The following is a 13,536-nucleotide window of genomic DNA, read 5'->3' as shown; positions in this document are numbered from 1 at the left end:
GTATCGCGCCACCCCACAACATGGACTTGATCCGCTGTGGAGCGGCTGCACCGAACTGATGAGGCTGGGACCGGCCGGCCCGAGGAAAGCGGGCTGCTGCGGTGGGCGGCAGCGGTGACCAGATCCCCATCGGCGGCGTGCGGTGAGGGACGTACTAGTGCTCTGACCGGGATGTTCACCGGCTCGGAAGGGCAAAAGGCGATCGGGAAGATTGAAGCCACCGCTGCATGCGGTTTCCTGGAGCTGGGCGCTGGGGTCACGATCGCGCGGGAGCGTGTGCATTCATCGAAAATGGGCGACCCTACGTCGAGACGGGTGCATTTGCGTTGCGCCAGGTCAGGTAGGCGTGTTGGGCCGGGGCCTGCGTGGGATGGCCGGCCGATGTCGCACTCCTGCTGTCACAGAGGCCGTTCACACAACTTGTGAGACCTTGTACGCGATTCCGCCTTCGATCAGATATCCCGAGCCCACGCAGACGACGTCGTTCAGCCATGCGTATCGCTTTGCCCCCGTTTCGAAGAGGGGATTCGTCCGGAAGTAATAGCGGGCGGGGTCGACTTGGTGTCTCGTGGCGGGATCGGCCATGTCGGCCCGCAGTTCGGGCGGGGTGACCCAGCGGCCGCCATAGGTCATGTGCAGCAGGTCGCCGTCGTGCGTCCGCAATGTCAGCCGGACGTCAAGCGTCATCACACCGTCGGGTCGGAACAACGTCCAGTCCCCACCCCCGGGCAGCACCTCTCCTCGTAGCCTTGCTCCCTCGAACGTCCCTCCTGCGGAGCCGAAGAGGACCCGTCGGCCCAATGGGCCGGCGCCGATGTCCAATCGCGCGTTCAAGTCGACGGCCATGTCGAAGAGATGCACCGTCTTGATCTCGTCGATCTCTTTCAACCGAGCGTCTGCTGCCATGTCCCCTCACCTGTGAATTGGTTCGATCTCAGCAGTGGAGGCCGCGACCGCGGCTGCTCCGAACAGCTTTCTCCTGACCGCGTCCGTCGAGACACCTGACTGAGCACAGAGCTCCGACAGATCGAAGAAGAATCGCTCGCCGGCGATCAGGCCGTCCTTGAAGGCGAACTGAATGAACACCGGCAACTCGGCTCGCCTGCCGTTGGGGTGCACGCCGAAGCGGTCGCCCGTCATCGTCATTTTCACCGTCCCCCAGCAGACCAGTGCGTCGCCGTCGGCAGCGTGGCCTTCGAGAGCGACCTGGTAGTCAGGGAAGGAGGCGAAGAACCCGGTCAGCGCCCCTTCGTTCGCGGCCCGGCCTTGAGCCCTCGTCCCGAAAGCCGGAGCGTCCAGGACCATGTCCCGGTGGAAGAGCTCCATAGCCGCGGGCACGTCCTGCCGGCTCTTCGCGCTGGCCAACGCCTGCGCCAGCTCAAACATTCGACGGCTGTCCAAGTCGCACACACCTCCTGGTTGTTCGCCTCAGGAAGTAAACGTACGATCGGTCGTACGTTATGTGCAAGGGGAATCCGGCAGGATGGGGCAATGAGCAAAAGGGAGCAGCGGGACGTTGTCCGTTCCACCGACGAGGCCGACGAGTCCGACGAGGCCGATGCGCTGACGTCGGACCGGCGCGTGCTGCGTGGTGCGCGGTCCAGGCGGACGATCGTCCGCCATGCCGTGGACGTGGCATCTCTGGAAGGACTGGACGGGCTCAGCATCGGCCGGCTGGCCACCGACCTCGGGATCAGCAAGAGCGGCGTGCAGACTCTCTTCGGGGTGAAGGAGAACCTGCAGGTCGCGGCGGTCAACTGCGCACGTGACGTGTTCGAGGACGCGGTTGTTCGCCCCGCACGGACCGCGCCCCGCGGCGCGGCGCGGGTACGCGCGCTGATCGAACGGTGGATCGAGTACGCGTCGGTGCCGCTGTTCCCAGGTGGTTGCTTCTGGGCGGCGAACCTGGCCGGCTTCGACAGTCGCCCCGGGCCCGTACGTGACGTGCTGTTCCGTTGCCAACACAGCTGGCGTGACCTCATCGCCGTCGAGCTGCGCCATGCCGTCGGCACCGGAGAGATCGCTCAACTCGACGCCGACCTCGCTGCCTTCCAGCTCGATGCGGTACTCATCGCCGCCAACACCGCGTTGCGGCTCGGCGACGAAGGGGTGGTGGACAAGGTGCGGCTCGTGACCGAGGGGTTCCTCGTCCCTCCGGACTGATCCGCCGCGGGCACGTCCCGGGGCCCCACGTCGCCGCCACGCCCGGATCGCTCGGGCGCAGTCTGCCAGTGCTGTGACAGCAAATCCGTCAGGCCGTCTTGCGGCGAGGATGGCGTCGGTGCCGTGAGTGTCGACGAGGTCGACCAGGAGCTGCAGGTCGCGTCCTGCCGGGTCGTGGGAGGCGTAGTCCTGGAGGTCACCCCAGGTGGTGAACAGGACGAGTTTCGGGGCGGCTGGTGCGGCGGCCTTCCTCGAGGTCGCGGGCCGCCAAGACCAGGCTCGCAGGCTTCCCGGATGAGGGGTCAACGCAGGGCGGCGCGGCGCTCCACCTCGCGGAAGAAGGCATGAGTGCGGCGCTCCCCGAGCAGGCGGCGGTACAGGCGCTGCACGGGACCAAGGGCGGCGGGGCGCGCCGCGCCGCAGACTGCGATCCGCGTCCCGCTGCCGTCCGGCGTGGCGGCCATTCCCATCGTCACCAGCCGGGATTGCATCAGGCACCACCCAGGGCTCAGCCGTACATCGAACGGTCCCGCGCAGGCCGAGTACGTCCACGGCCTGCGCCGCTGTGCGCTCGCTGTCGCCGGGCGGGACTTTGAACTCCCGGACGAAGGAGATCAGATGGGGCAGCTCGCCTTCCAGGTCGGCGATGACCGCCCATACCTGGTCGAAGGGCAGAGCGACCCGTGCCTCGGCGTACAGGGGGGGCGCGCAGTCCAGCGGCCAACACGCGCAGTCACGCGACCGTATCGGGTGCGTTCACCGTGTCCACGCCTTCCGGAAGGAGGAACGGGCCCTGTTCAAACGTGACTTCACGACACCCTCGGGCACGCCGAGCAGCTCGGCCGTCGACCGCTCGTCCATGCCTTCCAGTTCTCGCAGTACCAGTACGTGCGGTGCTGGACGGGCAGTCGGGCAGTCGGGCAGTCGGGCAGTCGGGCAGTCGGGCAAGCAAATCCCGAACTTCTGTCGTCAATTCATTGCCGACGCCAGGCAGCAGGTCCCGCAGCCGGTCGATCTCCTCGGGGTCGGCGGGCGTCTCTCATGCGGTACGCCGCGCCACCCGGACAGCCTCCCGCACGCTGACCGCACGCACCCACCCATAGAACGCCTGCGGATCCCGCAGTCCGCGCAGCCCCCGGAACACCGCGAGAAGGGATTCCTGCGCCGCGTCCGCGGTATCGGCCGGAGCAATCGGGCTGCACAGCCGCGTGACGTACGGCGCCACCAGCCTCAGCAGATTGACTGCGTAAGTGAGAGCGAGCATCGCTTATCGGCAAGTTTGGGCAGCACTTGTTGCTCACTGGGCAGGAAAATATTGCTGAGAACTGACACCGCTGGGTGGGGCCGTCTCCGCATCTTCATCTGGTCCGCCCGCCAATCTGAGGCACCTATCCGAAGAGCCTGTTCCCTGCTGTCGGCTGTTCCTGGCCGCCCTTCAGGTAACGTCCGCGGAGGCGGGCGAAGGCGGTAGGGCGCGGACGGTTTGGGAGGAACTCCTTGATCCGCTGGGCGCATTCGCGTGGGCTCGCCGCACTGGTGTCGCACTCCAGGTCGTAGTCGCCGTGACTGTGAACCAGGTCGTACTGGTGCGCAGCGAGACCAGGCGGACGGTCGCCCCGGGCCGCCTCGCGGCGAGCCAGTTCGTCCAACGGGCAGTGGACGCCGACGAACAGTACGTCCTCGGGCCGTAGCACCGTCAGGCAGTCGAGTAGCCGCCACGGTTCGCTGAGAACATGGTCGACAACAATGTCGTTGCCCACCTCGGCCATGGCCGCAATCGAGCGGTGGAAGCCCATCCTGGTCCGCCGCAGCGCGGCGTCGAGCTCCTCCGCCCCGAGCTCCCGCTTGCTGCGCATCGCGTTGAAGCCATCCACCGCCAGGTGGAAGAAGACGCCGTCGTCCAGGATGTCCACGAGCTCCCGCGCGATGCTCGACTTCCCTGAACTGGAGGTGCCATTGAGGAAGATGATCCGACCGGATGTCATATCGGCATAGTTACACGGCACCACCCTGGCGGTGCGTTCAGAGGGGCAGGGCGGGTGGTGGTGTCAGCCGGCGGTGTCCTGTTCAGCGGCTCGTGCCCGGGTGGTGGCGAGTCGGTAGGATTCGGTGCCGGTTTGGATGATGTTGCCGCCGAAGGTGCGCCGATCGACGATGGCCGCGCAAAGACGGGGGCCCTGCCCCCTGGGCGCCGAGCGCCTCTCAGCCTGATGCCGGCGAACTGCGCAGTGAGGGGCGCGAGATGGGCAAGCTGGTGAAGCCGATATACGACCACCAGATTGACTTCGACGACGAGACCGGCCGTGTCGGCGAGGAGCGGCTCGCGACGGCTTGCGGCAGCTCGGGACGGCTTGCGGCGGCCTTCTACATCGGTGAATGCGACGACACGTGCGACTGCGGGGACTGCGAGAACACCGAGGTGGGCTGGCACATCACCCTTGGGCCCTTCATGGCGAACGTCGGCCCCCGCACCATCGGCCCCTACACGACACTCCCCGAAGCGATAGCCGAAGCCGACGAGCTGTACGAGGAGTTAGTCCCTGACCGATCGGCGCTACGGACGCCACGTCGACCACAACCTCCCCGGACCGTCAGCATCCCCCGAGGCGGGCAACCCCGACGCCCGTAGGCAGGCGCTTCGGCGGCGTCAGGTCGACGACAGCCCACACACTCGGCCCGTCACCGACCTGGTCGCTGGTATCCGTGCCGCAGCTGACGACACTCCGGTGAGCCGCGATGGCACGCACCGCAGACTCCTCGGCCGGCGGACGGCCGGACTGGTGGCTCAGGAGCACCACGAGAGCATGCTGGTCACGGGGAGACATATGCAGGCTGATCCGGTGGCCGGTGTCGTCCACAACCTGGTCGACGAGCAGCGTGACGACCTCGGTCACCGCAGCCTCATCGACGGCGTACCCCCAGTCCCGCAGCTGCGCGAGAACGCGACGGCCAGCCTTCCCGGCGGTCCACCGCCCGTTCTCCAACAGCCAGTTGACGCCCCTTCTGTTGGCCATCGTCAGACGGCCTCGATGGAGCGGAGGAACGGCCGGCTCAGGCGGGAATGGAGACGGCGGAGACTTCGGTGGTGGCGGGGTTCTCGGCGGGTAGCTCGGGGGGACCTTCGGGCCGCCGGCTTCCGTAGCAGGTTGCTGCTTCGACGTCACGGATCCTCCCCGGGCTTGGACTTTGCTCCAGAACCGTACCGCCGTCGACAGGGGATCATCCAGAACGCAACATCTCAGGGAACCGCACCCACCGAGCTCGATTCCCGAAGGAACGTTCCTGCAAATCGAGCTGAACACCAAACGGGATCAAGGCCCCGCGCAAGTAATGACGTCACATTTTTTGCTCAACCCCCATGAACCACCGCATAACTGACGGCGTGCTTGTTCGACCCCAACAGTTTTTTCGCCTCAGCCTGTACTCAAACTCTGAGGGGTTTCACAGCCACCCCTTGGCAACATTGAGGTCACGAGATGCAGACGCAGAGCCGCGCATCCAGCCGGCGCCAGCACCGACTGCCCACCTCGTAAAGAGGGGAGCCCGGTCAGGTCCGACGCCGGTTCGCAGGCCACGTCGGAAGGGCTCCCCTCGCTGACCCCGCGTCATCAGCAGATGCCAGGAGCCATTCATGCAGGATAAAGGCAACGTCAGCGAGACCGAAACCACCGAGTCAGAACTGGTCGAGACCAGCAAGCGGCGACGCATAGGCCGCTGGCTCAAGCGCCGCCGCAGCGTCGTCGCCAACGGCATCCTCCGAGGAGCGGCATACGGCATCGGAGCCGGCGGAATCGGCCTCATCGTCTGGTGGATCGAAAACCACTAGACCCCTCAACTGTGCCCGGCACCCTCCCCTCCGGTGCCGGGCACAGTCGTGTCAGTCGCGACGCCGACCCCGGCCGCCCCGACGCGGTCTCCGCCGGCCTGGACGCCACCCGTCACCCGTCACCCGGGCTCCGCCTCCTATGAGGACTCCCAGCGCACTCGCGGGCAGCACCTGACGCCCGCCGGGACCAGTTGGCGCTCGACATTCGCCGCAACCACGAGGCGTACAAGGGAAGATCGCAGAAGGGCGGAGCCGGGGCTTCGCCATGTCAGCAGCCTGAGCGGGTCCGCTCATGACCCGCCGGACGGTCCCTGGCTCACGGTGCCGTCCCACTGCCAGTCCACACGCCTGGGCAGCCCGGGGAGCGTGCTGCGGCCCGTACACCACAACAGGGTGTCGGACGGTCTGTGCTCGGGCGGAGCATCGGGGAAGAGGCGGGTGAGGACGGCCGCGCTGGCGCCATCAGGTGGGGTCCAGGAGCAGCCGAGGGCGCGGGTGATGTCGTAGGTGTGGACGAGCAGTTCGGTGATTCCCATGGCTGCGAAGCCGTTGGCGTCGGAGTGACCCCAGGGGTGCCACGCCCTGACTTCCGCAGGCGTGTCGCGGACGGTGGAGGTCAGGAGGGTAGCGGCGATGCGGAGGCCCTCCAGGCACCCTTGAACGGGGGCTTGCGGGTCGAGGGAGGCGAAGAGGGTGATGTAGCGGTCGTCGGGCCGGGCGATGAGCAGGCCGGTGTAGCCGATCAGGCCGAGGGCGAGATGGTCGAGGGTTTGGCGGCAGGTCCATTCCAGGTCGTGGGCCAGGCGTGACCAGTCCTGGTCGGATGCCTCGAGGAGGGCGGCGAGGCAGTCTTCGGTGGCGGCCGGGATCAGATCGGTCCAGAGCGCGGTGGGAGAAGAAGGCACCACGGTCGGCGCGGGATGAGTAGGGGCTGTGGGCGCTGTGGTCACCTGTGGTCCGCCGGGTTCTTCAGGACCTCGATGACACTCGCGTAGCTGTCGGAGCCGTGGCCCGCTGCCTTGGCCCGTTCCATTGCGGACTTCAGGAGTTCGGGCAGGGCGTTGTCGATGCCTCGGCGCTCCGCTGCGTGAATGAGATGGCCGATGGCCGCGATCTGTACGTCGACGGTGGCGTCGTCGCCTGGGTAGCGGCCGGCGTCCACCTGGGGTGCATACGTCGTCAGGAAACCGGCCACGGCAGTCAGCCAGCGGATCGCGATGGGGGTGAAGGCCGTAGCCTCTGTCTTCTCCGCACCGACCAGTGCGGTGCCGTGCAGCCAGCCGGTCATGGTGGACCACATCAGGCCGAGCAGAGCGGCATCGTAAAGAGAGGCCAGCCCAGGGGCGGTGCCCAGGTACAGAGGGTCGCCCAAGGCTGCCAGGGCCGGTCGGTACGCTTCGAAGACGGCGTGCGAGCCGCTGTACAGGAACATCATTTCGCGGCTGCCGACGCCCGGCGGGGTGGTCATGATGGCGCCGTCAAGGTAGTCGGCGCCGTGCGATCGGGCCCACTCGACGGCCTCGTGCGCCTGCTCCGGGGAGCCGGAAGTAAGATTCACCAGGACCTTGCCCGCGAGGCAGTCGGCGATGGGGTCAAGCACCGTGTGCAGCACCTCGTAGTCCCATACGCAGGCAATGGTGAGCCGGCTCGCCGCGATGGCCTCCTCGGGTGTTGCGGCCAGGCGGGCGCCGCGGTCGACCAGCGACCGAGCTTTGCCCGCCGAGCGGTTCCACACCGTGATCGGGTGGCCGGCCTCCAGTAACGCGGCGGCCAACGCCGAGCCCATTGAGCCCAGTCCGATAACAGTTACCGCTGTGCGATCAGAATTCATGCCACAACTCTCTGTACGTCCGCCCGTCGCGGTTGATCACGTCAGGACCACGCTCGCAGCACACGGCGGACGGAAACAGTGACGGGAATGACGGCTACCACCAAATTCCTGCCATACCCTTTGCGGTATGAGCGCTGGTTCTGTCGCCGTGGTCGTGGACGAGGAGTTCGAGGTCCCCTCATGGGAGCTCTACGAGTTGAGCATCCCCTGCACCGTCTTCGGGAAGCCGCAGCCTGATCTGGCCGACCCCTGGTACGACCTGCGGCTGTGCGCTGTGGGGAAGCCGCAGCACGCCGGCCAGGGTGACGTTCCGGCCGAGAACGGGCTGTCGCTGCGGACCCGTTACGGACTCGACGACCTCGTGGGCGCCGACACAGTCATCGTCCCCTCGGTGCCCGACCCTTGCGTGGACGAGGGCAGACCGCTGCCGAAGGAGTTGGTCACGGCTCTGCGCCGTGCCTACGACGGCGGCGCCCGCATGGTCTCCCTGTGCACCGGTGCCTTCGCACTCGCCGAGGCGGGGCTGCTCGACGGACGTCGCGCCACAGCGCATTGGATGCACACCGCTCAACTGGCCGCACGCTACCCGAAGGTGCAAGTCGACGACTCCGTGCTGTACGTGGACGACGGCGATGTCTTCACCAGCGCCGGGCTGACCGCCGGACTCGACCTCTGCCTCCATCTCGTACGCCGCGACCTCGGCGCACACGTTGCCAACCAGCTGGCCCGCCGGATGGTGGTGCCCGCCCATCGCCCGGGTGGACAGGCGCAGTTCATCGACCTGTCCGTACCCACCACCGATGACAGCAGCCTGGGGCCCGTACTGGACTGGGCCAGGGCCCACCTGGACCAACCGCTTTCGGTGGAGGTCCTGGCACGGCGGGCGGCGATGAGCCCACGAACGTTCTACCGACGGCTCCAGGAAGCGACCGGGACGACTCCACTGCAGTGGCTCCTCAACCAGCGTTTGGGACGGGCGCAAAGCCTGCTCGAATCGACGACCCTGCCGATCGACAAGATCGGAGAGATGAGCGGCCTGGGCACGGCCAACAACCTCCGCCACCACTTCCTCAAGCAGATCGGGGTCTCCCCGAGCGACTACCGACGGGCCTTCCCCGCGAAAGGGGCTGCCGTCAACCGCGGGGCGTAACCGCCCAGTCCGACCCGCCTGACAACCCGCAGCTCACTTCTCGGCGCACCCCGTCGGAGAGGCTCTGGACGGTTTCCGGGCCCGATTTGGGACCATGCTCATGTGAACGGGAATCCGGTCTTCGACGGGGCCGAGCCGGTGGTCATCACGCTCTTCGGCAACAGAAGCGCGTCCTCCGCCCTGACCCCACGATGTGACACAACGACCCGCCGTACAGCCGGTCCTGACCTCGCCGTACAGCCTGTTCTGCGCTCACTGACCGCCCATGGCCACTGATCCGCCGAGGGCCAGCCTGGTCTTCCCGCCCTTCCGGCGTCGTGCCCGGCGCGGTCCCTTGCCACGGCGGCGGGTCGCCGACTTCCGACGGGAGGCGTACCCGTCGGTGCCGTCGCCGTCACCGGCACTGTCACCGGCACCCGCACCCGCACCCGCGTCAAAGCCGGTGGCTACGCCGGGGCCGAGGTCCGGGTCGGCCGGGCCGGGCCCGGGCCCGCCGCCCTGCTCGGTAAGCGGACCTGCCGCAATAGCCCTTCACCGGTGCTGCGGGTGCCATTCGAAGAGCAGGATGGTGGCGTCGTCCCGCAGGTTGTTGTGCTGGTAGTCGAGGATGGCGTGGCTGAGCAGCCGCAGCACCTCGGCCGGGCCCTGGCCGGCGGCGGAGGCGCGGATGATGAAGTCCGTGAACCGGTCGAGGCCGAACTCGACGCCGTTCTCGTCGCGCGCGTCGACCACACCGTCGGTGTAGAGCAGGACGCGGTCGCCCGGTTCGAGTGTGGCCTCGTGGACCTGCCGGGCGGGCGTGGCGAGTTCGAGGTGCAGGCCGATCGGCGGCTGCGGAGGGCTGTCCAGCGCCCCGTCGAGCACCCGCTCGGCACGGATCAGCAGCGGTGGCGGGTGACCGCAGTTGATCCAGCGCAACTCCCCGGTGTTGGCGTCGAGCCGACACACCACGCCGGTGGCGAAGTGGTCGGGCAGCCACTGGGCGAGCGCGCGGTCGACGTTGCCGACGAGGTCGGGCAGGTCGGCGCCGCTGCGGCGGGCGTTCCGCGCGCCGGCCATGGCCACTGAGGTGGTCAGCCCGGAGGCCAGATCGTGGCCCATGGCGTCGAGGATCATGGTGTGCAGCACGTGCTTGACCACCGCGTGGTCGAAGGCGTCGCCGCCGACGTCGTACGCCGGCTCCAGCACCGCGGTCGAGACGCACTGCTTGCTGCCGATGGTGCGGGGCGGCAGGAAAGCCCGCAGCATCTCGGCGGGCAGCTGCATGGTCGCGGTGCGGGTGCGAGCGGCGATCCAGTCGCTGTAGGCGCGCTTGGAGGTGACGACCATCGCGAGCAGATCGGCCAGCATCCGGCTGCGGCGCATCCGCGGCCCGTCCAGCGTGGCGGTCCGCACCTTCAGGACCCCCAGCCGCTCCGCACCGTCGATCAGCGGCACCCAGACGACCAAGCCGTCGCCGTCGTCCGTCACCCGCGGGGAGACCGTGCGGTACGCCCAGCCGGCCTGCGAGGCGTCCACCGGCAGCGGTTCCAGGGACTCATCGAGCGGGACGAGCAGCCATTGCTGCAGGTCGACGAGGTAGATCAGCGCCGTTTTCAGGCCGAGGGCCGAGGCACACCGGTTCGCCAGTGTGGACAATTCCACCGGGAGGACGATCTGTGCCTCGGTGATCAGCTCTTCCAGCAGACTCTCGTCGACGGCGGCGTCGGGATCGGCGGGCGCCTGCGATGGGTCCGGCACGGGATCACCCCTTCCGCACCCAGTCTCACACCGATCCCGGCGCCTCTCACCTCAGCTGCGCGCGCCGAGCCAGGCCACGACCGCGTGACGACCAGGGTGCCTCGTTCGGCGCTGCGGCGGACCGCCTCGCGGTCCCCGTGACGAGCTGCACACCGGCGGTGATCAGCACCGCCTGCGACACCGGTGGTGATCAGCGCCGCCTGCACTGCCAGCCGGTTCCGGTCGGGCGCCGGAACGGTGAACAGCAACCGGTCCCGCCCGCGGCGGCGCCAGCCACGTCCGGCCTTCCGGCTCCTCGGCGCGGACCCACGAAGGAAGCAGGACGGCGCAGACTCCGCCGGCCTCGCCGCCTGCCTCGGACGTCGCGCACCGGCGCGGACCACAGGGCCGGCCTTCGACGGCTACCGCCGCGACCACTCGCTGCGTCGCCCCGAGATCGCCGAGGCCTGCAAGCTCCGTGAGTCGATGGCACCCTCATCCCCGCCGACTTCATCAGGGCGGACAAGCCGGACTCCCAGAAACACAAGAAGCACGGCATGAGCGTCCAGGTCATCGCACGGCCGAACGAACCCCCCACTCTCGTTCTCGCGTGCGGCACCGGGGCACACCCACGACCTGACCGCAGCACGAGCCCACGGCGTCGTCCAGGCGCGCCTGACCCGGCGGATCCCCGTCCTCGCGGACCGGGCCTGTCGGGGAGCCGACGCCACCGTTCGCACCCCCTACTACCACCAGCGCGAACAGCCCGAGCACTACCAGGAGTTCAACCGTGATCACGCCCGGCTGCGGGCTCCTGGAAACGTGCCTTCGCCGCAACTCAAAGGCCAGGCGACCGCTCCGGCGGGCCAGATGCTCCACCCGCCGAATCGGCACCACCGTCCAGGCCGCCCACACCCTCCTGCACTGCACGTATTCAGGTAGAAGGGGTTCAGTGCTCGCAGAGGGAGAATTCTCGTTCGTAGAGCTGCTCGTTGTGTTCATCGACGAAGAACTTGCGTTCCTGCATGAGTTGGTCGCGGTAGTCCTTGGCCTGTTCAAGCGTCATGGTCGAGGTGTCCGACCATGGTTGTTGCGGTGGCACATCGGATGTCGAGACGATCTTTTCCGACGGGTCGACCAGGAAGAACGCGAGAATTTTGCGATATCCCGGGCGGGTGGGGTCCGTGAGGCGGAATGAGCCGACCCGATGTTGCAGGACGTTCGGCAACGCCAGGCAGCGGCCCGCTGGGGTCGATGCCGATCCCAGCATCTGGTTCAGTGCGTCTTCGTCCTCCAGGCCGTAGACCTCACGCAGACCGTTGTCGTCGTTCTGTTCGTAGTCCGGGTCGTCGAGTGCAGCCCGGAAACTCAGCCGGCTTTCGGTGATGTTCTCGCTGTCCCAGTAGTAAATGCCGGTCGAAACAATCCGCTCGTTCATCATCCCCTCGACATGCCAGGAACCGCCGGGGTACTCGGGCTTGTCCGGGGTGAGATGAATAGTGGCGAGCTTGACGATGACCTGGAGACGGCGGCCGCGCAGGTCGACTCGGGCGGATTCATCGGGCAACTCGGGCGGGGTGAAGGCCGGGGCGTCCGGGATGACCGGACGGCGGTTTTCCCACCAGTCGTCCTGGGCCTCTGCCCAAGCACGGCGGGCCTCTGCGTAGGCTTCATCATCGCTGTAGGAGGACTTGTCCGGATACTCCGGCTCCGAGTCATACCATCCGTAAGGATCGGCCTCGATCCGCAGCGGCCGCGGATGGCGCAGATCGGTGAGCACGTTCTCCAGCAGCGGGCGGAAACGCGCGAACAAGTCCGGCAGTACGGAGGCCAGTTCGCGATGAGCCTCGGGGTGGACGTTGTTGACGTACGAACGGAAGGCGACATCGCCGTCGTCACTGACGTCGACGTCCGTGGGTAGCCACTGGAATTTCTCCGAGAATTCGTACTTCGAGTAACGGTCCGTCGGGTTCTGCCAAGCCCGCTCGGGCGCACCGCTCACCTCCCTCACCAGGCAGAACAGTGAGGGATGAACCAGATCCAGTACCTGGCCGTCGGATCCGGGATGCCAGTCCTGTTCTGCTTCGGGGACCTGTTCCAGAACCCGAACCGCCTCGCGCAGCCGGGACCTGAGCTTGTCGTCGACCAGTGTGTCCGACTGCCACACCCCGTCGACGGCGGACACCTCGACGCCGGTTCGCCCGTCCCGCAGCGCGGCGTAATGCAGGAGTTCGGCAAGCACGTAACGAACCTGCGCTTCGGTGAGGCCCTGGGCAATCGCTTCCTGCGTCCACCTGGCGACGATGTCGGCATCGTTCATCTTGTCGAACCACCCCGGCTTCGCCCGAATGTGCGAGCTGCACTGCATCATCTGAAGTTCTCGCAGTGTTCGGGGTGTCGCGAAGGATATGGAACGGGAAGCATGAAAGGGCAGTGGGAAAGCAGACAGGCCAGTCAATTCTCTTGGTCCCCCCAGTCGGTGTGCGGTGGCGGGAAGGATACTTCAGCAGACTGACACCGCAGCCGTGGCCCCTGCCGTCCGTTGCTGGTCCGGGAGCCAGGGCTTCGACGTAGTCGGGTGATGTCCGGTTCGCGCTCATGGCCGGCCGGGATGTTTTCACTCCGGCCGTACGGAGAGCCCCGATGGCGAGTCTTGGAGCGTGCGTGGGTCTGGCTGTAGTCGGCCTGTCACTCCGTCACAGATATGGAAAGCAGGGCGAGTCGGGTCCTGGAACACAGGAAGCCCGCAGCCGTGGGCGACCACGACTGTTCCCTACGCAGCTTGATCACCTGGACACATCCGCTTGGGCGGCAGTGAGCAGGGACCTGCCTCAAGGGGGCCCGCAC

Annotated in this window: 15 protein-coding genes and 3 pseudogenes; 5 read left to right on the top strand and 13 right to left on the bottom strand. The window is 67.4% G+C overall.

Annotated features, from left to right (window positions below):
- Nucleotides 1–411: 411 nt before the first annotated feature.
- Nucleotides 412–906: a DUF3237 domain-containing protein gene (locus FCH28_RS30370; RefSeq protein WP_136743378.1), complete on the bottom strand. Its 495-nt coding sequence runs from the start codon at nt 904–906 to the stop codon at nt 412–414.
- 6 nt (nt 907–912) lie between these two features.
- Entirely contained in the window at nt 913–1,401 is a 489-nt protein-coding gene (locus FCH28_RS30365; RefSeq protein WP_222852464.1) for an ester cyclase, read from the bottom strand.
- A 90-nt stretch (nt 1,402–1,491) separates the two neighbouring features.
- Here FCH28_RS30365 and FCH28_RS30360 point away from each other — a divergent pair, with 90 nt between their 5' ends.
- Complete coding sequence (locus FCH28_RS30360; protein WP_246103366.1) at nt 1,492–2,163, top strand: TetR family transcriptional regulator C-terminal domain-containing protein; 672 nt, start codon at nt 1,492–1,494, stop codon at nt 2,161–2,163.
- Between the two features lie 99 nt (nt 2,164–2,262).
- Here FCH28_RS30360 and FCH28_RS39495 read toward each other — a convergent pair.
- The 6 genes and pseudogenes from FCH28_RS39495 to FCH28_RS38735 all read right to left on the bottom strand — a co-directional run.
- Nucleotides 2,263–2,443 (bottom strand): annotated as a pseudogene (locus tag FCH28_RS39495) (DNA helicase); the annotation flags it as partial.
- A gap of 22 nt (nt 2,444–2,465) precedes the next feature.
- On the bottom strand, nt 2,466–2,654 hold the full coding sequence (locus tag FCH28_RS30350) for a hypothetical protein (protein ID WP_136743377.1): 189 nt from the start codon (nt 2,652–2,654) through the stop codon (nt 2,466–2,468).
- Between the two features lie 265 nt (nt 2,655–2,919).
- Nucleotides 2,920–3,111 (bottom strand): sigma factor-like helix-turn-helix DNA-binding protein, encoded by a 192-nt coding sequence (locus FCH28_RS40150; protein WP_425472031.1) that lies wholly within the window; start codon nt 3,109–3,111, stop codon nt 2,920–2,922.
- 91 nt (nt 3,112–3,202) lie between these two features.
- Entirely contained in the window at nt 3,203–3,427 is a 225-nt protein-coding gene (locus tag FCH28_RS30340; protein WP_136743375.1) for an RNA polymerase sigma factor, read from the bottom strand.
- 124 nt (nt 3,428–3,551) lie between these two features.
- Complete coding sequence (locus tag FCH28_RS30335) at nt 3,552–4,148, bottom strand: chloramphenicol phosphotransferase CPT family protein (RefSeq protein ID WP_136743374.1); 597 nt, start codon at nt 4,146–4,148, stop codon at nt 3,552–3,554.
- Nucleotides 4,149–4,211: 63 nt separating this feature from the next.
- Nucleotides 4,212–4,337 (bottom strand): annotated as a pseudogene (locus FCH28_RS38735) (IS21-like element helper ATPase IstB); the annotation flags it as partial.
- A gap of 68 nt (nt 4,338–4,405) precedes the next feature.
- On the opposite strand from FCH28_RS38735, the gene FCH28_RS30325 reads away from it, so the two are divergent.
- On the top strand, nt 4,406–4,792 hold the full coding sequence (locus FCH28_RS30325; protein WP_136743373.1) for a hypothetical protein: 387 nt from the start codon (nt 4,406–4,408) through the stop codon (nt 4,790–4,792).
- Here FCH28_RS30325 and FCH28_RS39490 read toward each other — a convergent pair.
- Nucleotides 4,755–5,177 (bottom strand): hypothetical protein, encoded by a 423-nt coding sequence (locus FCH28_RS39490; RefSeq protein WP_246103364.1) that lies wholly within the window; start codon nt 5,175–5,177, stop codon nt 4,755–4,757. The two genes, FCH28_RS30325 and FCH28_RS39490, sit on opposite strands and share 38 nt — an antisense overlap.
- Nucleotides 5,178–5,794: 617 nt before the next feature.
- Here FCH28_RS39490 and FCH28_RS30315 point away from each other — a divergent pair.
- Complete coding sequence (locus tag FCH28_RS30315) at nt 5,795–5,989, top strand: hypothetical protein (protein WP_136743372.1); 195 nt, start codon at nt 5,795–5,797, stop codon at nt 5,987–5,989.
- 290 nt (nt 5,990–6,279) lie between these two features.
- On the opposite strand, the gene FCH28_RS30310 is transcribed toward FCH28_RS30315, so the two are convergent.
- Together FCH28_RS30310 and FCH28_RS30305 are read right to left on the bottom strand one after the other, a co-directional pair.
- Nucleotides 6,280–6,897 (bottom strand): maleylpyruvate isomerase N-terminal domain-containing protein, encoded by a 618-nt coding sequence (locus FCH28_RS30310; protein WP_222852463.1) that lies wholly within the window; start codon nt 6,895–6,897, stop codon nt 6,280–6,282.
- Nucleotides 6,898–6,935: 38 nt separating this feature from the next.
- Nucleotides 6,936–7,820: an NAD(P)-dependent oxidoreductase gene (locus tag FCH28_RS30305; RefSeq protein WP_136743371.1), complete on the bottom strand. Its 885-nt coding sequence runs from the start codon at nt 7,818–7,820 to the stop codon at nt 6,936–6,938.
- 148 nt (nt 7,821–7,968) lie between these two features.
- Between FCH28_RS30305 and FCH28_RS30300 the strand changes: the two genes are divergently transcribed.
- Entirely contained in the window at nt 7,969–8,970 is a 1,002-nt protein-coding gene (locus FCH28_RS30300; protein ID WP_425472034.1) for a GlxA family transcriptional regulator, read from the top strand.
- A gap of 531 nt (nt 8,971–9,501) precedes the next feature.
- On the opposite strand, the gene FCH28_RS30295 is transcribed toward FCH28_RS30300, so the two are convergent.
- A complete protein-coding gene (locus FCH28_RS30295) occupies nt 9,502–10,710 on the bottom strand; it encodes a PP2C family protein-serine/threonine phosphatase (RefSeq protein WP_136743369.1) in 1,209 nt (402 codons plus the stop codon).
- A gap of 461 nt (nt 10,711–11,171) precedes the next feature.
- On the opposite strand from FCH28_RS30295, the pseudogene FCH28_RS30290 reads away from it, so the two are divergent.
- Nucleotides 11,172–11,629 (top strand): annotated as a pseudogene (locus FCH28_RS30290) (transposase family protein); the annotation flags it as partial.
- A 9-nt stretch (nt 11,630–11,638) separates the two neighbouring features.
- On the opposite strand, the gene FCH28_RS30285 reads toward FCH28_RS30290, so the two are convergent.
- On the bottom strand, nt 11,639–13,147 hold the full coding sequence (locus tag FCH28_RS30285) for a DUF4246 domain-containing protein (protein ID WP_136743368.1): 1,509 nt from the start codon (nt 13,145–13,147) through the stop codon (nt 11,639–11,641).
- Nucleotides 13,148–13,536 lie beyond the last annotated feature (389 nt).

Origin of the sequence: Streptomyces piniterrae, from assembly GCF_005048155.1 — a bacterium.
GTDB classification, from domain to species: domain Bacteria; phylum Actinomycetota; class Actinomycetes; order Streptomycetales; family Streptomycetaceae; genus Streptomyces; species Streptomyces piniterrae.
This window is presented reverse-complemented; position numbering and strand designations above follow the sequence as displayed.